Raw genomic sequence first — 21,545 nt, 5'->3', positions numbered from 1 at the left:
GTTCAGAAGCGCCTGGCGGGCATGTGAGCGTGTCGGCGTGGTCTTGGGATCGCACTGTCGCGCGACAGCGCGATTCCGAGACCGCGCGGACGCACCCGCAACACGCCCCATACACGGCAAAACGAAAAGAACCGAAATGGTCTTACTTGGGCCAGCCCTTGGGCGTGTGCTCGAGCGACCACAGGCCAAGCCGGTGGGAGAAGCTGCGCTCCCACTTGGCCTCGAGCTCCTCGGCGGTGAGACGGTTCTCGGCCTTCTTGAGACGGTTCATGGCATTGGTGTGTGTGTCGTCGAGCAGCCATTTGCGGATGCAGAAGTTCCACACCATCACCACCGCGGTGGCGACGAGCTTGCCGATGTTGGTGCGCAGCAGGTATTCCGTATGCTGCGACCAGTAGGCGTCGTGGTTCATGCCGTACGTGGAGATCCAGATGATCGCGTCGTTCATGAACAGGCCGACCACGGCCGCGCCCACGAAGATGAGGATCTCCATCCAGCGGGCCATGTCGGGACGGTGCTTGAACACGAACTTCATGCTCGCCAGATAGTTGAACACCAGCGAGATCAGGAAGGAGATGGTGGCGGCCAGCACGTTGTGCATGTGGAACACGCCGACCAGCAGGTTGAGGATGCCCCAGTCGATCACGAAGGCGATGACGCCCACGATGCCGAACTTCATCAGCTGCGCTATCAGTTTCTTCACGGGGAACCATTTAACACGTTGCGTTTGACCCATGCGGATTAGGATGGAAGGCGACGATTGTCGATCCTGTTCCGATCAAGGAGGAATCATGCCCGTCATTCACACCCACGTTTCCGTCAAGACCACGCCCGAGCAGCGCGAGGCGCTCAAGGCCGCGTACGGCAAGGCGATCACCGCCGTGCCCGGCAAGTCCGAAGGCTGGCTGATGTGCCCGTTCGAGGACGAGATGCCGATCTACTTCGGCGGTTCCGACGACCAGCCGGCCGCGTACGTGGAGGTCAACGTGTTCGGCCGTTCCGTGCCGGGTTCCGCGTGGGAGAAGCTCACCGAGTCGATCATGGCCGCGCTCAACTCCACGCTCGGCATTCCCGAGGACCGCACGTACATCCGCTACACCGCCACCACCGACTGGGGCTGGAACGGCGGCAATTTCTAGTTGCCACTTATAAAAGCCACCTATAAAAAAACTGGAGGAGCAACCACCGCAGGCCTACACAGAGTAGGTAGGCCACGGGTCGTACGCTCCCCCAGTCAGCTTCGCTGACAGCCCCCTCAGCCGAGGGGGCCGAGGCTGCCGCCAGCTTTACGACGCACTTTCCTCGCCGCCAATCAGACGATCTTCGGCATCGGGGTGGTCAGGGACGTGGTCAGGTTCACGTGGACCAGACCGGCGCCCGCATGCACTTCGACCTTCTTGAGCGTCACGGTGCGCTCGGCCTCCGGCGCGCGGTCGTTGTCGGTCATCGTGGCCGGCGACTTGACCGCGACCAGCGCGAGATCGTCGAGCGACAGGCCGGCGTCCTTGCACAGTTCCGCAGCCTCGGCGAGCGAGTCGAGGAAGCCGTCCTTGAGCACCACGCGGTCGGCCGGCACGCCGTACGCGTTCTCGGCGACCCACTTGACGTTGTCGATCAGCGGCATGCCCTTGTGGCTGTCGCGCGCGGCCGGAGCGGCGGCGTTCGCGAGCACGTCGACGAACGCGTCGATCTGGTCGGCGAGACCCTCGCCGCCGTCGCGGTACAGGTTGCCGACGATCGGATCGCGGAAGCCCAGCTTGGCCGCGGTCTCACGCAGGGACGGCACCTGATCGTCCTCGCCCTCCCACAGGTTGATGAGCGGGAACGCCGGAATGTCGAGCTTTTCGAGACGATCGACGTGGAACGGGTAGCGCCACGCAAGTTCCGGATCATCACGCCACGTCGAAGCGCGGGTCACGACGACCGCGGCCGACGGCCACTGCGCGCCGTACTCGCGGCAGGCGATGTCGAGCCACTTCTGCGCGCCCGCGTCGGTGCCGTAGCCGGCCTCAACGATGACGACGTCGTGCAGCGCGCACGCCATCTCCACGGAAACGAGCGTCGGGATGCCGATGGACACGTTCGCGAACGGGCCGCCGTGCACATACACCGGGGAGCCGTTCACGGTCTCGGTCAGGGCCGGCTTGACCGCGTCGGCGAGCATGTCGGTAATGCGCCACAGGTCGATGAACTCGCCGAACTGGACGGGCTTGCCGTCCTTCGTGCCGGCGATCATCGCGGCGACGCGCTTGCCGAGCTCGTCCATCGAGCGCGACAGCACGACGATCTGCATGAGCTCGGAGGTCGGCGTGAGCACGACCTTCTCGGCCACGTTGTTCTTGCCGGCGTCCACGGTGATGGAGCGCAGCGAGCGCGACGGGACTTCGGAGACGCGAGGCACGAGCACGGTGTCGAGCTTGCCCTCGTCGATCGCCTTCTCGGCGAAGGAGACGAGCAGGTTCTGCGCGGCCGCGATGGCGGCCATTTCGCCGCACAGGCCCCAGTCGATGAGCTCCGGGTGGGTCAGCGACGCCTTGCCGCCGCCGGACGCGCCGCCCTTCGAGCCGGCCGCGGTGATGCCCATGCTCGGCTGGCGCAGCACGGCGGTCGCGTCGATGCCGCGGGCGCGCAGCGCGTCGATGAGGGCGATGGTCGTGGTGGTCTTGCCCTCGCCGCGGGACGCCTTGAGCGGCGTGTCGGCGGTGACGAGCACGACCTTGCCGTGCTTGCGCGGCGCGTTCGGGTTGGACTTGAGGTAGTCCATGTAGCCGAACGCGTCGATCTTCTTGACCAGGCCGTACTGGCTGGTGAAATCCTCGATGGTGGTCATTGACGGGAATCCTTTCTCACCTACTGGGTCCCCATTTGTCAGGGGAAATGGGCTCGCGCAGCGAGATTAAGAGATAATCAGAAAATTATAGGTCTCACCTTCTGACTACCCCTCAGTCAGCTGCGCTGACAGCTCCCCTGACAAGGGGAGCCGAGAGTTATAGGGCAATCTAGAAATCGGACAGGTGGAAGCCGTTCTTCATCTTCATGCTCACCGTGTAGAGCACGGAGTCGAGCAGCTGGTCGGTTTCGTCCTTGAGCACGTCGGCCATGCGCTGGTTGGCGGCGGCCAGCGTCTCGCGCACGGCGGCGTTGCGGGTCGCCTCGACGATCTCGTCCGGTTCCATCGGCTGCACGTCGCGCTCGTCGTCGCCGTCGAAATCGTCGAAGTCGAGTTCGTCGACGGCCTCGGCCGCGGCGTTCTCGGCCTCGTCCTCGGCGATGTCCTCCGCGGACTCCGGCCACACGCCGTCGATCGCGTTGATCGCGGCGTCCGTGTCGGCGACCAGACGGTGGCCGAACGCGCCGGTCTTCTGCTGGTAGCGGTCCACGGCGTTCGACGTGTCGCCGAACGCGGCGTCGCACAGCGCGGCGATGACGCGGTTCTCCCAGTAGAAGTTCTCGGTCGTCACGCGCGTGGTCGTGTCCTCGAGATACTTCGGGGTCGCGTCGACGTTCGGATAGAACGGCACGAGCGTGTTGAACGGGTTGGAGCCGTAGGCGATCCACTGGATCGCGCGGTCGGACTGCGGACGGTACGGGCGGATCTGCATGACCGACAGCTGGCTCTGGCGGTTGATGCCGATCGGACGGTACATGTGCTTGGTGTGTTCGTCGCCGAGCTTGCCGTACGGATCGTACGGGGTGCCCTGATAGTGGTTCGACAGGACCCACTTGATATCCTCGATCGTCACCTTGCGCTCGGGCTGGCGGGCCCACGGGATGTCGTTGGATTCCGGCTTGTGGTCGGCGTCCGGGCCGTCCCAGACCTCGTCGTACGGGTTGAGGAAGCGCTGCATGGCCCACGCGCGCGGCGTGTTGTACACGTGGTCCTGATCGGAGTGCGAGCCGAACGCGTCGCGCGGGTTGAACGGCGTGGTCGACTCGACCGACAGGTCGAGATGGTTGTCGGAGATGAACTCGGCCAGATCGGCGGAGCACATGTGGTTCTCCTGCTCGCCGAGCGCGTCGTCGAGATCGAATTCGTCGATGCCGAGCTGGTTCGGCATGGTCACGTACGCCTCGTCCGGCACGCGCTTGGCGATCCAGTGATGGCCGCCGACGGTTTCCATCCACCAGATTTCGTCCGCGTCGGAGAACGCGGTGCCGTTCATCTCGTACGTGCCGTACTGCTCGAGCAGGGCGCCAAGACGCTGCACGCCCTCGCGCGCGGTCTTGACGTACGGCAGGACGAGCGTGACGAAGTCCTCCTCGCCGATGCCGCCGGGGACTTCCGGCTCGTAGCCGGGCTCGCCTTCCTTGCCGCGCGCGGGCTTGCGCACGACGAACGGGTCGGCGCCGAGCACACGCTCGTTCGTGGTGAGCGTTTCGGTGGCGCTCATCGCCACGTTCGCCTCGTTCACGCCGGCCTCGCCCCAAATGCCGTCCTTGAGATCCGCGTTCGGCACGGCCGTGTACTGCAGCGGCTCCTCGTCGCTCAGATCGACTTCGACATGGGAGATGACGCTGCGGTAGTGCTTCGGCTGTTCCTCCGGCTTGACGACGACGAAGCGCTTCGGGCAGAACTCGCCGTTCGAGCTGTCCTCGTTGCGGGCGATGATCGTCGAGCCGTCGTAGCTCGCGTCCTTGCCGACCAGAATTGTGGTGCAGGCCATAGTTGCTGTTGCTTCCTTTCTCAGAGAATCACGCTTTGCCGGTAACGAAGATACCGCCCTGATCGGGCGTTTCGTCGCAATTTCTCAGAGCATGAAGCAGCTCGTTGAGCCAGAAGCCCTGATTGAGGCCGGGAAGCGGCTCTTTGGTGGCCCACACGTGCAGGTAGTAGTCGTGGTCCTTGTCCGGAGGCTGAGGACCGTTGTATCGCATGGTGATCGCCGGGTCGTTGTCGCGGCCGACGAACTTGGATGCGGAGGAGTTGCGGCCCTGCACGGCCTCGGGGATCATGGCCGGCAGCTGGCGGGAGAAGTCCGGCGGGATGGACAGCGCGTGCGAGTCGTTGAAGTCGTACATGAGCGCGTCGATGGGTAGGTTCGCGACCGTCCAGTGGATCCATTCGAATCCGCACACGGGAATCGAGTCCGGGTCGGTGAACGCCCAGTGCAGGTAACGGGCCTCCGGCTCGATCTGGTCGATGTAGAACGGGAAGGAGATGATGGGCACTCCGGCGTTGCGGTAGGGTGCCGCCGCGGCCTTGGCGAAGTCGTCGGGAACAACCGTGAAATCAGCGGAAATCTTCATGTGCCCAGTGTACGCACCGATGTGTAACGGACGGAATCGGGCCGCGTAGTTGCCATGCGACGGCCGGCCGCGGATCAAACAATGACTGGCGGAAACGTCTCGCCGACAGCATCCTCAGAGAGTTATTTCCGCCACTCCAATCATCGCGTGGCAGAAAACGCTCACTGGCGGACTGCCGACAGAGTTATTTCCGCCACGAGGACGCTCCGCGCACAACGAAACGGGACCGGCCGCTGGTGCGGTCGATCCCGTTTGGCTAGGCGTCGCGCGTCGCGCGACGGCCGGAAGCAATCAGATCACTTGGCCGGCTTGTAGAAGTCGCCGTTGAGGGCCTTGGCAGCCTTCTCCTTGGCTTCCTCGAAAGTGACGCTGGCGAGCTCGGCGCGCACGTCGTCGAGGGCGACCGGGGTCATGGACAGCGAGTTGACGCCGAGGCCGACGAGCACGACGGCCAGATCCGGATCGGCCGCGGCCTCGCCGCACACGCCCACCGGCATGCCGTACTTGTTGCCGGCGTCGGCGATGAGCTTGATCATGCGCAGCACCGCCGGGTGCCAGGCGGTCTGGTAGTTGGCGACGGAGCCGAGCGTACGGTCGGCGGCCATGGTGTACTGAGTCAGATCGTTGGTGCCGATGGAGACGAAGTCGGCGACCTGCGCGACCTTGTCGGCCATGAGGGCGATGGACGGAACCTCGGCCATCACGCCGACCTTCTTCAGGCCGAAGCTCTTGCCGAGCTTGACGAAGTAATCGGCCTCGTACTCGTCGGCGACCATCGGGGCCATGACCCACAGGTCGGCGTCGGTCTGGGCGTCGGCGGCGGCGAGCGCCTTGAGCTGGCCTTCGAGCACGTTCATGTGCTCGCGCAGGGTGCGCAGGCCACGCAGGCCGAGGGCCGGGTTCGGCTCGTCCTCCGGGGTCAGGAACGGCAGCGGCTTATCCGCGCCGGCGTCCAGCATGCGGATGACGACCTTCTTGCCCGGGAAGCGGGAGAGCAGCTCGGCATACGCCTTGGTCTGGTCCTCGACGCTCGGCGGCTCGGAGTTGCCGATGAACAGGAACTCGGAACGGAACAGGCCCACGCCCTCGGCGCCGTACTCGAGCGCCGGGTCGGCGTCCTTCGGCTTGCCGACGTTGGCCAGCAGCGGCACGTGGTGGCCGTCCTTGGTGGCGCCCGGGTTGCCGCGCAGCTCCTTGGCGGCGGCGGCCTTGGCCTTGGCGTGCTCGGCCGCCTCGATCTGCTCGGCGGTCGGCTCGGTGGTGATGGTGCCGGCGGCGGCGTTGACGATCACCTGCTCGCCGTCCTTGAGATCGGCGGCCTCGGCGGCGGAGACGACGGCGACGATGCCGCGGGCGCGCGCAAGGATGGCGGTGTGGGAGGTCGGGCCGCCCTGCGAGGTGACGATGGCCAGCGTCTTGTCCATGTCGAGCGCGGCGGTGTCGGCGGGGGACAGATCCTCGGCGACGAGCACGAACGGGGTTTCGGAGAACGGCACGCCCGGGGCCGGCACGCCGAGCAGGTCGGCGATGACGCGCTGGCCGACGTCGTGCAGGTCGGCCGCACGCTCGGCCTGATAGCCGCCGATGGCCTTGAACATGGCTTCGACCGCGCCGAAGCCGTCGAGCACGGCGCGCTCGGCGGTCTTGCCCTCGTTGATGAACGTCTTGATGCCCTCGGCCAGCGACGGGTCGGAGGCGAACATGGAAATGGCCTGCAGGATCAGGGCGGCCTGCTTGGCGCCTTCGTCGCCGTTGGCGGCCTCTTCGGCGCGGCGGGCCAGGTCGGCGTTCACGACGGCCAGCGACTTGGTGACGCGCTCGATCTCGGATTCGGCGGAGATGTCCGCGGAACGCGGCGCATCGGACGGCTCGGCCAGCGGGGCGGCCATACGAATGACGGGGCCGACGGCGATTCCGCGACCAATGCCAACACCCTTGATTTCCATGTGATCTCCTTTGTTCGTGGTCTGGTTGTCTGTGGTTATAAGCCTTCGGGTGGGCCTCGCGCGAGCGAACGCCCACCTGCGATCACCGACGTCCTCGCCGGTAAATCTTTTTCAAACGTCTGCTAGTATACGCCGACCAAACAGCGACACGCCAACAGTAAACGTTTTCAGAAATACGGCCGCAACACGTGCTATACTCCTCAATCAGCAGCCATCGCGGCCGCGCTGAAACAGCCAAGTACCTTCGAGTACATCGACGCAAAGGAGTGTCCTTATGGTTACCCGCACCATCACCATCAACGACCCCGTCGGCATCCACGCCCGTCCGGCCGCGCAGTTCGCCCAGGCCGTCACCGCCTCCGGCTGCACCGTCACCATCGCCAAGCAGGGCGGCAACCCGGTTCCGGCCGGCTCCATCCTGTCCGTCATGGGCCTCGGCATCAAGCAGGGCGACGCGGTTGAGATCAACGTCGAAGGCGACAACGCCGAAGCCGTGGCCGACAACCTGACCAACATCCTCGTCGCGGCCGAGTAACACCTCGCTTTTTCTCTCTTCCTATCCTTGAAACGGCCGCCCGCGGTATCCGGGCGGCCGTATTCTTTTCTCCGGACGTTTCACAGGCGACACATCAGGGAGGCAGCAGCATGTCGACGGCCAGCACGACTCCGACCGGCACCACCGGCGCGCAGTCCGGCTCCTCCGCATCGATCACCAACGTCGCGGCCCTCGCCAACGTCTCCACGGCCACCGTCTCGCGCGTGCTGTCCGGCAAACGAGCCAAGGACGACGACATCGCCCGCCGCGTGCGCGCCGCCGCCGAGGAACTCAACTATTCCGTCAACTACGCGGCCAGCGCGCTGCGTTCCGACGTGACGAACACGATCGGCCTGATCATCCCGTCCGCGACCGACCCGCTCAGCGCGCAGCTGCTCGACGAGCTCGAGCCGCTCACCGACGTCAACTCGCAGCAGCTCCTGCTCGGCATAGGCGCCACGCAGGAAAAACAGGAGGAGCGCATCGAATCGCTGATCGCGCGCAACGTCGACGGGCTCGTCATCGTCACCGCTCCCGGCGCGGAGCTCGCGGCCACGCTGGAACGCTACGCGCGGCAGATTCCGATCGTGCAGGTCGGCGGCCGGCAGCGCTCATTCCGCACGTCGATGGTGAGCATCGACGACAATGCGGCGATGGAAATGAGCGTGCGTCATCTTGCCGAGTCCGGCGTGCGATCGGTGGCATATCTCGCGAACCACGACATGTCGTTCGAATCGGCCGAACTGTTCGCCATGTTCCATACGCAGGTGCGATCGTATGCGCTGTATACGGACCGCGCGTGGAACCAGTTCGGCGAAAAGACCGTGCAGCGAGGCTTCCACTGCACGATGCGGCTGTTCGGCGACGCGCTCGACCGCTCCGGCCGCGACGACACGTATCGGCTGCGCCCGGAAGCGCTGATCTGCTGCGACGACACGGTCGCGTTCGGCGCGATGGTCGCGCTCGACGCGCTCGGGCTCGCCGTGCCCGGCGACGTGCGCATCATCGGCTACGGCGACTCTCCGCTCGCGTTGACGACCATGCCGCCGCTGACGTCCGTCCGGCCGCCGGTCGGGCAGATCGTCGCCGAAGCGTTGCGGCTGATCGCCGCCGGACCGACCTCCCCCGCGCACATCACGCTGCCGCCGCAGCTCGTCGCGCGCGGGTCGACCGGCGACTGACCCGGCCGCCGAAACAGACGACGGCACGGCCGCCAATCGGTCCGATCGGCGCATCAGATCAGGCCATCGGACCATCAAACCATCAAAAACAGCCCGTCAGATCAGCCCAAGCCGCGTGAACGCGTCGAGCAGCCCGCCCTGATCCACGTCGCCGGTCACGAAATCGGCGACCTCCTTCACGGAATCGGTGCCGTTGCCCATCGCCACGGCCACACCGGCCACCATGAGCATCGGCAGGTCGTTGTCGCTGTCGCCGACGGCGATCGTGTCGGTTTCGCTCACGCCCAGCGTTTCGGCGACGCCGTGCAACGCCGAACCCTTGGTGATGCCGGGGATCATCACCTCGCCGTTGACCTTGGCGAACATGCCCATCGAACCGTTGATCACGGTCAGATAGTCGCCGATCGCCTCGCGCACGTCATCGACGCCGAGATTCGACCATGGCGGCACCATGAACGTGCCCTTGCTGGCCGGCACCAGCTCGCCGATCGGCTTGCCGAGTGCGACCGCGCGATCGCGCATCCGATCGATGCCGTGCCAATACTCCAGCGTCGACTCCCGCGACGGCTTGGCGAACCGCTCGCGCATGTTCACCCGCGTCAGATAGCCGGACGTGGCCCACATGCCCTTGGACGACTGCCACACGTAGTCCACGCCGAGCCGCTCGAAGATCCGCGTCACGCGGGTGACGACCTCGGGATCCATGAACGTTTCGGACAGCACCTTGCCGCCGACCTCGACGCAGGCGCCCGCGGAGGAGATCACCCCGTCGAATCCGGGAGTGAGGATGTGGTCTTCGATCTCCGGTCTCGCACGGCCCGTGCAGATCATCACCAGATGGCCGTTCGCCTGCGCGGCGTGCACGGCGAGCACCGCGTCGGCGGGGATGCGGTGCGTGCGGCCGACCAGCGTGCCGTCGATGTCCAGCAGAATCAGTTTGCGCGACATGGCGTTGCGCTCCCTTCCGGGCCTGCGACCAGTGCCCGCGACAATTTCATGTGAATATACGACAAGGGTCGAGATGCATGCGTCATCCCGACCCTTGTCGTTATCGGTGTTCGACGGATCACAGATCCTCGCCGTTGCTGGCGATGACCTTGCGGTACCAGTTGAACGATTTCTTGCGGAACCGCTTGTACGTGCCGTTGCCGTAGTCATCGGCGTCGACGTAGATCATGCCGTAACGTTTCTTCATTTCGCCCGTGCCGAACGAGATCACGTCGATGCAGCCCCACACGGTGTATCCCATGACCTCCACGCCGTCGATCGCGATCGCCTTGCCGACCTGCTCAATGTGCGAGCGCAGGTAGTCGATGCGCGCGTCGTCAGCCACGTAGCCGTGGTCGTCGGGCGTCTCGTACATGCCGATGCCGTTCTCGACGATGAAGATCGGCTTGCGATAGCGCTCGTACAGCGTGCACAGCGTGTAGCGCAGGCCGACGGGGTCGATCTGCCAGCCCCAGTCCGTGGCAGCGATGTACGGGTTCTTCACCTGGCCGGGCAGGCCGTGGCCGTCCCAGTCCTTAACCGCTTCCGCGGAAACGGCGGCGGACATGTAGTAGCTGATCGAGATGAAGTCGACGATGCCGTGATTGATGATCTCGGCGTCGCCGGGCTCCATCTTGATGTCGAATCCGTCGCGCTCCCAGCGGTGCGTCAGATAGTGCGGGTATTCGCCGTAGCAGTACACGTCGCCGAACAGCAGACGGTCGCGCATCAGGACTTCGGCGTGCATCACGTCGTCCGGCTTGCAGGTTGCCGGGTAGATCGGCACCATGGCGAGCATGCAACCGATCTTGAAGTCCGGGTTGATCTCGTGGCCCTTGCGCACGACGAGCGCGCTGGCGACGAACTCGTTGTGGATGGCCTGCCAGACCTTCTGCTCGACCTCGTGCGGGGTGTCGTTCGGGTCCGGGATGATGCCGGAGTTGGTGTACGGGAAGATCTCGGTGTGCATTTCCATCTGGTTGTTGACCTCGTTGAAGGTCAGCCAGTACTTCACCAGATCCTTGTAGCGTTCCATCACCGTGGTGGCGAAGCGCACGAAGCAGTCGATCGCCTTGCGGTTGGTGAAACCGCCCTGCTTGGCGAGGGCCAGCGGCATTTCGAAGTGCGAGAGCGTGACCACCGGCTCCATGCCCTTGGCACGGTAGTCGCTGAACAGCTCTTCGTAGAACTTGAGGCCGGCCTCGTTCGGCTCGGCGTCGTCGCCGTTCGGGAAGATGCGTGACCACGAGATGGAGGTGCGGAAGCACTTGAAGCCCATCTCTTGGAAGAGCGCGTCGTCCTCGCGGAACGTGTGGTAGTAGTCGATGCCGCGCTGGTTCGGGTAGTTTCTGCCCGGCTCCACGCCGTCGGCGGTGATGACGCGCTTGACGCCGTGCGCGCCGCCGGTCAGCACGTCGCAGATGCTCGGCCCGCGGCCGTCGACGTTCCACGCGCCTTCCAGCTGGTGGGCGGCGACCGCGCCGCCCCAGAGGAATCCGTCGGGGAACTTCATGTCAGGCTTCCTGACCTTCGGTCTTGTCGTCGGACTCGGTCTTGCCGTCGAGGCGCTTGTACAGGTCGATCATCTCGACGACCATCGCGCGGAACACCTCCGCGGCCATCATCTGGTCCTCGACGTGCGTGAGCAGCAGGCCCATCGGGACCGGGTTGCCGGCCGCCTCGCGCTGGACGAGGCCGGAGTGCACGGCGTGGCCTTCGCGGTAGCTCTTGTCACCTTCGTCGAGGGACTCCTGGGCGCCTTCGAAGTCTCCCTCCTTGGCCTTGTTGAGGGCCTCCATGTAGTCGGACTTGGCGGTGCCGGCCGCGGTGATCAGCTGGAAGCAGGTGGTTTCCAGATCGAACTTCTCTTCGTCTGCCATTTCGTTACGCTTTCTGTCGGTTCGTTATCGGTTCGTGATTGCTTGTCGTTGCTTGTCGGATGCGGCGATCGATCACTTGCCGGCGAGCTTGAGCGCGAAGTCGAGCACCTTGTCGCCGCGGGCCATGCCGTAGTCCTGCGGGGCGATGACCTCGACCGGCTTGTTCGGGAACTCCTTCTGGATGTCCTTGAGCATGTAGCGCACCTGCGGGCCGAGCAGGATCACGTCGGCGTCCTGCGCGTTGGTTTCGAGGGTGGAGACCGGCATGGCGGAAATATCGAAGTTCTCGCCACGCTTGGCGGCCGCGTCCTGCATCTTCTTGACCAGGATGCTGGTGGACATGCCATCGGAGCAGCACAGTACGATCTTCATGATGATCTCCTTTGATTGTGATTGTTGAGTTGTTGAAGTCGGATAAGTGAATGGTTGTCAGGAACCGTTGCCGTTGCGGAAGCTGCGGGACGGTTCTGCGGACGGACATGCGGACCGCTTGGCGATCCGGGGCGTGCATGGGCGTACGTAGGGTGGCCGGTCGCGCCATCGGTCCGACGACAGATCGGTGGCACGGCCGGCCGGTTGTTTTCTCAGAGGAGGCGAGAAAAGGATGTGTATGTCGTTGTTCGGTTGTCAGGTTCTGGGCGATGGCGCCTATCACTCGGCGGAACCGGCTTCCTGCTCGAGGCAGATCTTGTCCTGCATCTTGACGAACGGCATGTAGATGAAGACGGCGATCACACCGATGATGACCTGCAGCAGGGCGGCCTTCCAGCCACCGAGGATGATGCCGGAGATGATCGGCGGCGTGGTCCACGGCACCTGCACGGCGCCGAACGGGGCGATGAAGCCGATGGAGATTGCGCCGTACATGATGACCATCGCGACGAGCGGGGTCAGGACGAACGGGATGAGCATGATCGGGTTGAACACGATCGGCAGGCCGAAGATGACCGGTTCGTTGATGCCGAAGATGCCCGGCACGATGGAGAGCTTGGAGACGGCGCGCAGCTGCTCGGACTTGGCGAAGATCAGGGCGGCGACCAAGAGGCCGACGGTCAGGCCGACGCCGGAGTACTTGCAGAAGCAGTCGATGACCTGCGGGGTCAGGTAGTGGTAGCCGTTGGCCTTGGTGTACGGGGCGACGCCGGCATCGAAGAGCTTCTGGTTGCTCAGGGTGTTGGCGAGCAGCAGCGGGGTGACCACGCCGGAGACGACGTTGGCGCCGTGGATGCCGCACCAGAACAGCAGGGACATGAGCACGATGATGATGATCGCGCCGCCCCAGGTGTCGGTGAGGGACTGCAGCGGGATCTGGAGGATCTTGAAGATGAGCTCGGTCAGAGACAGGCCGCCGAACACCTTGCACAGGTGGTACAGGATGGCGGAGCCGGTGACGACGAACAGGCCCGGGATCAGGGCGGAGAAGGCGTTGGTGACGCCCTGCGGCACGGCGTCGGGCATCTTGATCTTCAGGTCGTGCTTGATGCAGGCGGTGTAGACCCAGCCGACGAGCAGGCCCATGATGATGGCGGAGATGATGCCGTTGGAGCCGGTCCAGGTCTGGTTGAAGATGCCGGAGAGTTCGGCGGTCTTGTTGCCGAGGGCCTCGACGTTGTCCTTGGACAGGGTCATCGAGGACGGGGAGACGATGAAGAACGCGACCAGCGAAAGCAGGCCAGAGGAGATGCCATCGCACTTTTCGTTGCGGGCGTAGGCGTAGCCGATGCCGACCGCCACGATGATAGCCAGAATGTTGAACGTTGCCGTGGAAACCTGATTGAGGCCGACGTTCCACATGTCACCGAAAATACCGGCCATGAAATCGCTGTAGCCTTCGAACGGCAGGTTGGCGAGCAGCAGGAACAGCGAGCCGATCAGCGTGGCCGGCATCGTGAGGACGAAGCCGTCCTTCAATGCCACCAGCGCCTTGAGGCTGGCGAACTTCATGAAGCCATTCAGCATCGCATCGCCGATGGCTTGCATTTTTTCCTTCATCTTGTTGTCTTTCCCTTCCTTGGGATGTCGGGGCGGCTCAGCCCCTCATACCATGTGCAGTTATCAGTTATTCGTAACTTCTTGAGTTGTTCGAATAACTATGGCTTCATTATATACGCCGTTTTTACAGAACGTCAAATCTGCGAAAACATGCGATTTTTACAGCAAAAAGCGTTGGAAATACTGGGGTTTATCGCAACCATTGCGCCACTTCGACACGCGGCGGTCAAAAAGTTATTCGAATAATTTATTGACGTTAGGGCATGATGCGTCACGCCCGCCCCGCACGGAGCGCGACGCACAGCCCCCCCCGCGACGGCGCGCCCCGTCAGCGCATCGACGCCATCGCATAGAACTTCGCGTTCTTGTAGTGATACAGGTTATACGAGGCGTTGAACAGCCTGCCGTTGGACAGAAAAGCATCATCCTCGATACAAATCGCCGGGTCCCCCTCCTCGAGCCCCAGCCGACGAGCCGCCTCCGCGCCAAGCCAGCCCATATGAATCACCTTGTCGGTGAATCCGAAGCGCAGCCCCAGATCATCGCGCATATACCGGTACAACGACCCGGACGCGATATCCTCGTTGAGGAACGGCACATACTCCTTGAGATACCACGCCGTCTCATAGCTGATCGGCAGGTCATCCACACAACGCAAACGCACCACACGCCACACCGGAGCATCCACATCGCAGCGCATGCGCTTCGCCAGCTGTTCGTCCGCACGGGTCACCGCGAGCTCGCACACCTTCGAAACGACCTTCCTGCCCGGAAAATCAGCCGCGATGCCGTAGGACGTGCTGATCGGCATGTATATGCCATTGCGTTCCTCACGAACGAACACGCCGCTGCCCCGCACCGGGAACACCTCGCCCGCCTCGGCGAGCACGGCGATCGCACCACGCACGCAGTATCGCGACACCCCGTACTGCTCGATGAGCTGATCCTCAGTGGGCAGGCGGCTTGTCTCGGCGAATTCGCCCGCCTCGATGCGATGCAGAATTTTTGTGGCCAGTTCCCGCTGCTTCACGGTCATGCGTACCCCTTCGTCCCAATGATTGCAGCGATTCCCGAAGTCGCACGCCGAACGCCGCCGTTCTGCAGCATTCGGAAAATCGCATAACTTTTTATTCTTCGAATAACTCAAGTATACGACCGTACACGCCGCCCCACACGGGCGGTTTCACGACTCTCCGCGCAGACCATGCGCACGAGCCCGGCGCGGCACCGCACCGACGCTGTGCCGACGTCCGCGGCACACGCGTCGTCAACGCGGAATCAACGCGCAGAACAGGGCCTCGAACAAAAGCAGCGGATTGCCGTTGCCGGCCAAACGGCGACGGGCCGCGGCGATGTCGTCCAACCGCCGCACCGCGCGCTCGCGCGTCAGGCGCACCGATAGTTCGGTGATCGCCGTGCGGTTCTCCAAGTTCACGAGGCCGACAGAATCCTCCGCGTTGTTCTGCAACACGGCCACGTCGCGGTAGACCGACGCGATCGAATTGAGCGCGCGGTCGAGCACGTCGCGGCTGCGGCGCGTGGCACGGCGCTTGAGCTCATCCTTCTTGGCGATCTGGTTGTACGCGCCGCGCAGGCTCGGCGGAATCCGGTCCTTCTCCCCCAAACCGTTGACGCGACGGAACTCGGCCTCCGCGGCCGCGGCCTGACGGTTCACGTCGTCGTCGGCCTGTCCTTTGGCATTGTCGATGAGACGGCCGGCGAGCAGCACCGCATCGGACGCGCGTGCAAGATTCAGCACGCCCACGACCAGCTCGTCGCGGTCGGACATGACCCGCTCGTCCGTGGCGTACAGACGCGCGACGCCGATGTGCCCCTCGGCCAGACGGGCCGCGCGCGCGGCGACGTACTCGTTGAAGCGCTTCTCGTCCGGCAGGGTCGGGTTCACCGTGTTCATGAGGAAGTTCGCGACGGCGCGGTCGGACGGCACGGCGAGGTTCACGATGCGCGTGCGCGAGCGGATCGTCGGCAGCACGTCCTGCGCGCTCGGGGCGCACAGCAGCCAGATGGTATGTTCGGCCGGCTCCTCGATCTCCTTGAGCAGCACGTTCGTGGTGCGCTCCAGCATGCGGTCGACGTCTTCGATGATGATGATCCGCCACGGCGCGGTGCTCGGCATCTGCTCGCTCACGCCGATGAGCTCGCGTACCTCAGCGATGCCGATGGTGACCTTGTCGGTGGCGAGCGAGGTCACGTCCGGGTGCGTGCCGGCGAGCACCTGCCGGGTGACCTTGGTGGGTTCGTCGTTCAGGCCGTGGTCGGGGCTTTCGAGCGCGGCGGCGAAGGCCCGGGCCATGTTCGAACGGCCGGATCCGGGAGGGCCGCAGATCAGCCACGACTGGGCGATGGCCTTCGGATCGCCGGCGGCGATTGCGCGCAGCTGGTCGGTGACGGGCTTCTGGCCGACGATCGCATCCCATACGCTCATCGCGAGCCGCCTTTCCGGTTGTGGGGCCTGTCGTTCTGCGAAGCTTCGAGCAGTGCGTCAATATCGGCCTGAATGGTCCGCCACACCTCTTCGACGGAACGGCCCGCGTCGATCACGCGGAAACGGTCCGGGTCGCCGGCGGCCAAGTCGAGGAACGCCTGCCGGGTGCGTGACTGGAAGCCGTCGCCGGCAGCCTCCATGCGGTCCTCGCCGTGGCGCAGACGCGCGTGCGAGGCGGCCGGGTCCATGTCGAGCAGGTAGGTGCGGTCGGGCAGCAGATTGTTCGTGGCCCACATGCTCAGGTTACGGATTTCGTAGGCGGTCAGTTCGCGCCCGCCCGCCTGATAGGCAAGCGACGAGTCGATGTACCGGTCGGTGATGACCACCTCACCGCGCATAAGGGCCGGGCGGATGACTTCGGCCACGTGCTGCGCGCGGTCGGCGGCGAACAGCAATGCCTCCGTGCGCGCGGCGATGTCGACCGGGGCGGGCTTGGCGTTCTTGCCGCCGGCAGGATCGGCGACGACGCCTTCGAGCAGCATCCGGCGGATGGCCTTGCCCAGCGGCGTGCCGCCCGGCTCGCGGGTCACGACGGTTTCGCAGCCGAGATCGCGCAGATACCGCCTCAGCCGCTTCACCTGCGTGGTCTTGCCCACGCCGTCGACGCCCTCAAACGAAATGAACAGTCCGGTCATGATTCCTTGGTGGTTTTGGCCGCCGATTTGCGGGTCGTGGTCGTCTTGCGCGTGGTCGTCTTCTTGGCCGTGGTCGACTTGGTCGTCTTGGCCTTAGACGTTGCCGACTTGGCCGTCGTCTTGCGGGTGCGCTTCTTGGCGGGGCCGGCGGCACGCTTCTCGGCGAGCAGGCGGAACGCCTCGGCGGGCTCGATCGATTCGGGCGTGTACTGCTTGGGCACCGTGCGGTTGGTTTCGCCGTCGGTGATGTACGCGCCGTAGAAGCCGTCCTTGATGGTCACCGGCTTGCCGGTCTCCGGATCCGGGCCGAGCTCGCGCAGCGGCGGCTTGGCCGTGCCGCGCCCGCGGCCACGGCCGTACTTCGGCTGGGCGAACAGTTCCTTCGCCTTGTCGATGTCGACCGTGAAGATCTCGTCCTCCGAGCCGAGCGAACGGGTTTCGGTCTTGCCGTCCGCCGCGGTCTTGGTCAGGTACGGGCCGTAGCGGCCGTTGTTCGCCTCGACCTTGGATTCGCCGATTTCGCCGGTTTCCGCGTTCGTCTCCTCATACGTGCCGACGAGCCGCGGCAGACTGAGCAGGCGCAGCGCGTCCTCGAGCGTGAGCGATTCGGGGCTCATCGTCTTGAACAGCGACGCCATCTTGGGCTTCGGCGCGGCGGCCTTCTTGGCGGTTTTCGCCGTGGTCTTCTTGCCCTTGGCCGCGGTCTTGGCGTCCGCGCCCGCGTTGTCCGCGGCCTCCGCCGACGCGTCGGACGCGGCATCGCCGACTCCGCCTGCAACGGCCGCAACCTCGGCCGGCACCAGCGCCACATACGGCCCGAACCGGCCGTTGCGCACTTCGACCGTGCCGCCCGACACCGGGTCGACGCCCAGCACGCGCGGACCACCCGAATGATGTTCGATCAGGTCATGGCCCACCTCGACGGTCAGCTCGTCCGGCGCGAGCGTGTCCGGCAGGGACGCGCGCTTCGGGTTGCCTTCCGCGTCAAGATGCTCCATATCCTCCAGATACGGGCCATACCGGCCGACGCGCACATGCAGCCCGTCGCCGATGTCGATCGTGTTGATCGCACGCGCGTCGATTTCGCCGAGCTGCGCAACCTGCTGCTGCAGGCCGGCGTGCGCCTGGTCGGCGTTCTCCGCCGCGCCCTCGCCGGAGCCGAAGTAGAAGCGCGTCAGCCAGTCGCGGCCGGTGTCGCGCCCGTGCGCGATCTGGTCGAGACCGTTCTCCATGTCGGCCGTGAACTCGTAGTCCACGTACTTGGGGAACTTCGTCTCAAGCAGCTTGATGACCGAGAACGCGAGCCACGACGGGATGAGCGCGCGGCCGCGCTCGTACACGTATCCGCGGTCGATGATCGTCGAAATGATGCTCGCGTACGTCGACGGACGGCCGATTTCCTTGGCTTCCAGCGTCTTCACCAGCGACGCCTCGGTGTAGCGCGCCGGCGGCTGCGTCTCGTGCCCGTCGGCGGTCACGTCGCGCGCGCCGACCTGCTGGCCGACGGTCATCGGCGGCAGGGACGCGTTGTCCTCCGCATCCTTGGCCTTGGCCGCGGCAGCCTTTCCATCGCCAGCCGCACCGGACACGGCCGCACCGGACGCACCAGCACCGGACGCACGCCGCCCCTCCCCCGTCGCCTTCATGAAGCCCGGGAATTCGATCACCGTGCCGGACGCCTGGAACACCGCCTCGCCGAACTCGCCGCCGGCAGGGGCCGACAGGCGCACGGTCGCTGTCGATCCGGTCGCGTCGGCCATCTGCGAGGCGAGCGTACGCTGCCAGATCAGCGTGTACAGGCGCAGCTGGTCCGGCGGCACCTTGCTGGCCAGTTCGGCCGGATCGTGGAACGTCGCGCCGGCCGGGCGGATGCACTCGTGCGCCTCCTGCGCGCCGGCGGTCTTGGTCGCGTACTGCTTGGGCGCGTCGGACAGGAACGCCTTGCCGAAATGCTGCTCGACGGACGCGCGCGCGGCCGAAATGGCCTCCTGCGACAGCGTGACCGAATCGGTACGCATATACGTGATGTAGCCGTTTTCGTACAGTCCCTGCGCGGCGCGCATCGTCGCGCGCGAGCTCATGCCGAGACGGTTGCCGGCGGTCTGCTGCAGCGTCGACGTGGTGAACGGCGGCTGCGGACGACGGCGGTACGGCTTGGTTTCCATCGACATGACGGTGAACGCGGCCGCACGCAGCGCGTCGGCGACGGCGTGCGCGGCCGTCTCGTCCAGCTGGCGCACGTTGTCGGCAAGACCGGCCGACGTGAGCTTGCCGTCCGCGCCGAAGTCCTTGGATGCGGCGAGACGACGGCCTCCGAGCGCGATCATGCGCGCGTCGAACGAGGCCTCGCGGCCTTCCGCGTCGGGCGCGGCGAGCTCGGCCGTCACATCCCAGTAGGGCGCGCGGACGAACGCCATGCGTTCGCGCTCGCGCTCGACGATGAGTCGCGTGGCGACGGACTGCACGCGGCCGGCGGACAGGCCGGGGCCGACCTTGCGCCACAGGACCGGCGACAGCTCGTAGCCGTAGAGGCGGTCGAGGATGCGGCGGGTCTCCTGCGCGTCGACCATCGCGCCGTCCACGTCGCGAGTCTTGGTCAGCGACGCCTTGATCGCCTCGGGCGTGATCTCGTGGAACACCATGCGCTTGACGGGCACCTTCGGCTTGAGCGTCTGCACGAGATGCCATGCGATCGCCTCGCCCTCGCGATCCTCATCGGTGGCGAGGTAGAGCTCGTCGGCGTTCTTGAGCGCGGATTTGAGCTCGGAGACGGTTTTCTTCTTGTCGCCGTCGACGATGTAATACGGTTTGAACCCGTCCTCGACGTCCACGCCGAACTTGCCGAACTTCGCCTTGTCGGACGCGGGCACCTGGCTGGGCTGCGCAAGGTCGCGGATGTGGCCCACCGACGCCATGACGGTGTACCCGTTGCCGAGATAGCCGCCGATCTTCTTGGCCTTGGTGGGAGACTCCACGATGACGAGCTTGCTGCCGGTTGCCATGCCTTCTCCTTAATACTGTGCCTACGGAACGTCATATTAACCATGACGTGCGGTCAACGGCGAGGAAAGGCTGCAGCATCATGCCGCGTCCAGCCTCCACAACCTGCGGTTTCGAGACTGTCGCCGCATTGCCTCGCCTGCAAACAGTCCAGTGGACTGTTTGCTTAACGGCGAGGCGGCGCCGGCGGCGCGCCGACGAGACCGAGCTTGGTCAGCGGCGCCGCGGTCAGGTGGCGCAGGGCGAGCGCGAGACCGAACACGAGCGCGGCGACGCCGTTCACGCCGACGATCACCGACAGGTACGCGCCGGCCGCGGACCATGCGGCGCTCACCGCAAGTCCGGGCGCGATCTGCCAGATCACGTATGCGGCGTACGCGCAGGCGAGCAGCCCGCCCGTGATCATCACCGTGCCGACGATCTGCACGCTCACGGACGAGACGCGACGGCCGGGATCGTCCATGCCGGATGTGCGCGTGAACGCGAGCGCGACGAGCGCGAGGCCGCCGACGATGAGCAGCGACATGGCCACGTCGGTCGGCCGGTGCCAGCCGCCGGCGATCACCGACATGCCGATCACGACGGAGAAGAACGCGGCGAACAGCGCGCACACGGCACGCCACGTGCGCGGCACGGCGACGAGCAGGATCATCGCGGCGGTCGCGGCGAGGATCGCGTGGCCGGACGGCGCGGAATTGGCGTGCGGCGTGGCGGTGTTGATCAGGTAGGGCCGCGGCAGCACGTCCTTGAGATAGGTCGCCGCGTAGCACAGCGCGGCGAAGACGGCGCTCTGGCCGATCAGCCACCAGCGTTTGCGCGCGATCATGACGACGAGGCCGGACAGTCCGATGAGCAGCGACGCGATGATGGTCGGGTTGAGCGCGACCGGCAGGCCGAGATAATGGTCGGAGATCAGGAACGGTTCGAGCAGGAACGTCAGCCAGCCGGGCAGATTGTCGGCGAAGCCGGTGATGACGAGTTCGTCGTACGATTGGCCGGTTTCGGTGCGTACGCCGAGCCACCACGCGCCGAACGCGGCGGCGATGAGCAGCAGGCCGAATACAACGCACAGCACGCGGCTGGACGTGCGAGGGCGGACGGTGAGCGGGTCGAGCCGAGCGAGGCCGCGTTCCAGATCGTCCGTGGCGGAGCCGGCGGCGGGCGACGCGGACGGCATCGTTGCCGGCCGGACCGGTTCGGGCGGCGCGCCGAACGCGTCCGTTTCCCGCAGCGGGGCGAACGACGCGCCGGACTGCGCGGCGGGCGGCTGTTGCAGCATGTTCACGGAAGGCTTGGGGTCGCGCACGATGGGGGTCTTGTCGGTCATAGGGCCGACTCTACTATCCGACGCACGGTCGGAGACGGGGAAAAGCGCGAAAGTATGGAAAAACCTCCACGCACCCGTCAGAGGCCACTTACCCTTGCTGCATTCCTGCCCTGGGGGAGTTGGGTGACATAGCGCCGCGTGGAGGCTGTTAAACAGTGTACAGCATCCTCGGACAAACGCCGCCCGCCACCCCGCCGGGAGTCGCAGCGCGCCGCCGCTGACGGTTTCTTCGCCGGATGCAGGCACCGGTTTGACGATCGAGAGGCTGATTTGGCGGGCCGCCATCCTCAGTTCGACGATCGAGAGGCT

At 65.3% G+C, this 21,545-nt stretch carries 18 protein-coding genes and 1 other RNA gene; 3 read left to right on the top strand and 16 right to left on the bottom strand.

Annotated features, from left to right (window positions below; translation table 11 throughout):
• Positions 1 to 142 precede the first annotated feature (142 nt).
• Complete coding sequence (locus tag KIH79_RS11260) at positions 143 to 679, bottom strand: GtrA family protein (protein WP_219059459.1); 537 nt, start codon at positions 677 to 679, stop codon at positions 143 to 145.
• A gap of 112 nt (positions 680 to 791) precedes the next feature.
• Between KIH79_RS11260 and KIH79_RS11255 the strand changes: the two genes are divergently transcribed.
• Positions 792 to 1,139, top strand: coding sequence for a phenylpyruvate tautomerase MIF-related protein (locus KIH79_RS11255; RefSeq protein WP_219059457.1), 348 nt, complete (start codon positions 792 to 794; stop codon positions 1,137 to 1,139).
• A 173-nt stretch (positions 1,140 to 1,312) separates the two neighbouring features.
• Here KIH79_RS11255 and KIH79_RS11250 read toward each other — a convergent pair whose 3' ends face one another.
• The 4 genes from KIH79_RS11250 to ptsP all read right to left on the bottom strand — a co-directional run bounded on the left by KIH79_RS11250 (position 1,313) and on the right by ptsP (position 7,193).
• The gene (locus KIH79_RS11250) at positions 1,313 to 2,830 is read right to left on the bottom strand and encodes a formate--tetrahydrofolate ligase (RefSeq protein WP_219059456.1); all 1,518 of its coding nucleotides are present in this window, start codon (positions 2,828 to 2,830) and stop codon (positions 1,313 to 1,315) included.
• A 169-nt stretch (positions 2,831 to 2,999) separates the two neighbouring features.
• Entirely contained in the window at positions 3,000 to 4,664 is a 1,665-nt protein-coding gene (locus KIH79_RS11245) for a C69 family dipeptidase (RefSeq protein ID WP_219059455.1), read from the bottom strand.
• Between the two features lie 28 nt (positions 4,665 to 4,692).
• A complete protein-coding gene (locus tag KIH79_RS11240; RefSeq protein ID WP_219059454.1) occupies positions 4,693 to 5,247 on the bottom strand; it encodes a YbhB/YbcL family Raf kinase inhibitor-like protein in 555 nt (184 codons plus the stop codon).
• 296 nt (positions 5,248 to 5,543) lie between these two features.
• A complete protein-coding gene (gene ptsP, locus KIH79_RS11235; RefSeq protein ID WP_219059453.1) occupies positions 5,544 to 7,193 on the bottom strand; it encodes a phosphoenolpyruvate--protein phosphotransferase in 1,650 nt (549 codons plus the stop codon).
• Positions 7,194 to 7,467: 274 nt separating this feature from the next.
• Here ptsP and KIH79_RS11230 point away from each other — a divergent pair, with 274 nt between their 5' ends.
• Positions 7,468 to 7,728 (top strand): HPr family phosphocarrier protein, encoded by a 261-nt coding sequence (locus tag KIH79_RS11230; RefSeq protein ID WP_219059452.1) that lies wholly within the window; start codon positions 7,468 to 7,470, stop codon positions 7,726 to 7,728.
• Between the two features lie 110 nt (positions 7,729 to 7,838).
• On the top strand, positions 7,839 to 8,909 hold the full coding sequence (locus KIH79_RS11225) for a LacI family DNA-binding transcriptional regulator (protein WP_219059451.1): 1,071 nt from the start codon (positions 7,839 to 7,841) through the stop codon (positions 8,907 to 8,909).
• 96 nt (positions 8,910 to 9,005) lie between these two features.
• Here the strand turns inward: KIH79_RS11225 and KIH79_RS11220 are convergent, their stop codons facing one another.
• The 11 genes from KIH79_RS11220 to ffs all read right to left on the bottom strand — a co-directional run bounded on the left by KIH79_RS11220 (position 9,006) and on the right by ffs (position 21,386).
• Entirely contained in the window at positions 9,006 to 9,857 is an 852-nt protein-coding gene (locus tag KIH79_RS11220) for an HAD family hydrolase (RefSeq protein WP_219059450.1), read from the bottom strand.
• Between the two features lie 118 nt (positions 9,858 to 9,975).
• Positions 9,976 to 11,409 carry a 6-phospho-beta-glucosidase gene (locus KIH79_RS11215; RefSeq protein WP_219059449.1) on the bottom strand — a complete coding sequence of 478 codons (1,434 nt, stop codon included), beginning with the start codon at positions 11,407 to 11,409 and terminating at the stop codon, positions 9,976 to 9,978.
• A gap of 1 nt (position 11,410) precedes the next feature.
• Positions 11,411 to 11,776 carry a PTS sugar transporter subunit IIA gene (locus KIH79_RS11210; protein ID WP_219059448.1) on the bottom strand — a complete coding sequence of 122 codons (366 nt, stop codon included), beginning with the start codon at positions 11,774 to 11,776 and terminating at the stop codon, positions 11,411 to 11,413.
• Positions 11,777 to 11,848: 72 nt separating this feature from the next.
• Positions 11,849 to 12,148, bottom strand: coding sequence for a PTS sugar transporter subunit IIB (locus KIH79_RS11205; protein WP_033494075.1), 300 nt, complete (start codon positions 12,146 to 12,148; stop codon positions 11,849 to 11,851).
• A gap of 279 nt (positions 12,149 to 12,427) precedes the next feature.
• Positions 12,428 to 13,768, bottom strand: coding sequence for a PTS sugar transporter subunit IIC (locus tag KIH79_RS11200; RefSeq protein WP_219059447.1), 1,341 nt, complete (start codon positions 13,766 to 13,768; stop codon positions 12,428 to 12,430).
• Between the two features lie 328 nt (positions 13,769 to 14,096).
• Positions 14,097 to 14,915, bottom strand: coding sequence for a GntR family transcriptional regulator (locus KIH79_RS11195; protein WP_236023819.1), 819 nt, complete (start codon positions 14,913 to 14,915; stop codon positions 14,097 to 14,099).
• A 120-nt stretch (positions 14,916 to 15,035) separates the two neighbouring features.
• Complete coding sequence (locus KIH79_RS11190) at positions 15,036 to 16,214, bottom strand: DNA polymerase III subunit delta' (RefSeq protein WP_219059446.1); 1,179 nt, start codon at positions 16,212 to 16,214, stop codon at positions 15,036 to 15,038.
• Positions 16,211 to 16,909, bottom strand: a complete 699-nt coding sequence (gene tmk, locus KIH79_RS11185; protein WP_219059445.1) for a dTMP kinase — start codon at positions 16,907 to 16,909, stop codon at positions 16,211 to 16,213. The genes KIH79_RS11190 and tmk overlap by 4 nt, the downstream gene beginning before the upstream one ends.
• Positions 16,906 to 19,911 carry a type I DNA topoisomerase gene (topA, locus tag KIH79_RS11180; protein WP_219059444.1) on the bottom strand — a complete coding sequence of 1,002 codons (3,006 nt, stop codon included), beginning with the start codon at positions 19,909 to 19,911 and terminating at the stop codon, positions 16,906 to 16,908. The genes tmk and topA overlap by 4 nt, the downstream gene beginning before the upstream one ends.
• Positions 19,912 to 20,075: 164 nt before the next feature.
• The gene (locus KIH79_RS11175; protein ID WP_219059443.1) at positions 20,076 to 21,236 is read right to left on the bottom strand and encodes a phosphatase PAP2 family protein; all 1,161 of its coding nucleotides are present in this window, start codon (positions 21,234 to 21,236) and stop codon (positions 20,076 to 20,078) included.
• A gap of 55 nt (positions 21,237 to 21,291) precedes the next feature.
• Positions 21,292 to 21,386, bottom strand: an RNA gene (gene ffs / locus KIH79_RS11170) — signal recognition particle sRNA small type.
• Positions 21,387 to 21,545 lie beyond the last annotated feature (159 nt).

The organism is Bifidobacterium miconis (assembly GCF_019331735.1).
In the GTDB taxonomy this organism is placed as follows: Bacteria; Actinomycetota; Actinomycetes; order Actinomycetales; family Bifidobacteriaceae; genus Bifidobacterium; species Bifidobacterium miconis.
This window is presented reverse-complemented; position numbering and strand designations above follow the sequence as displayed.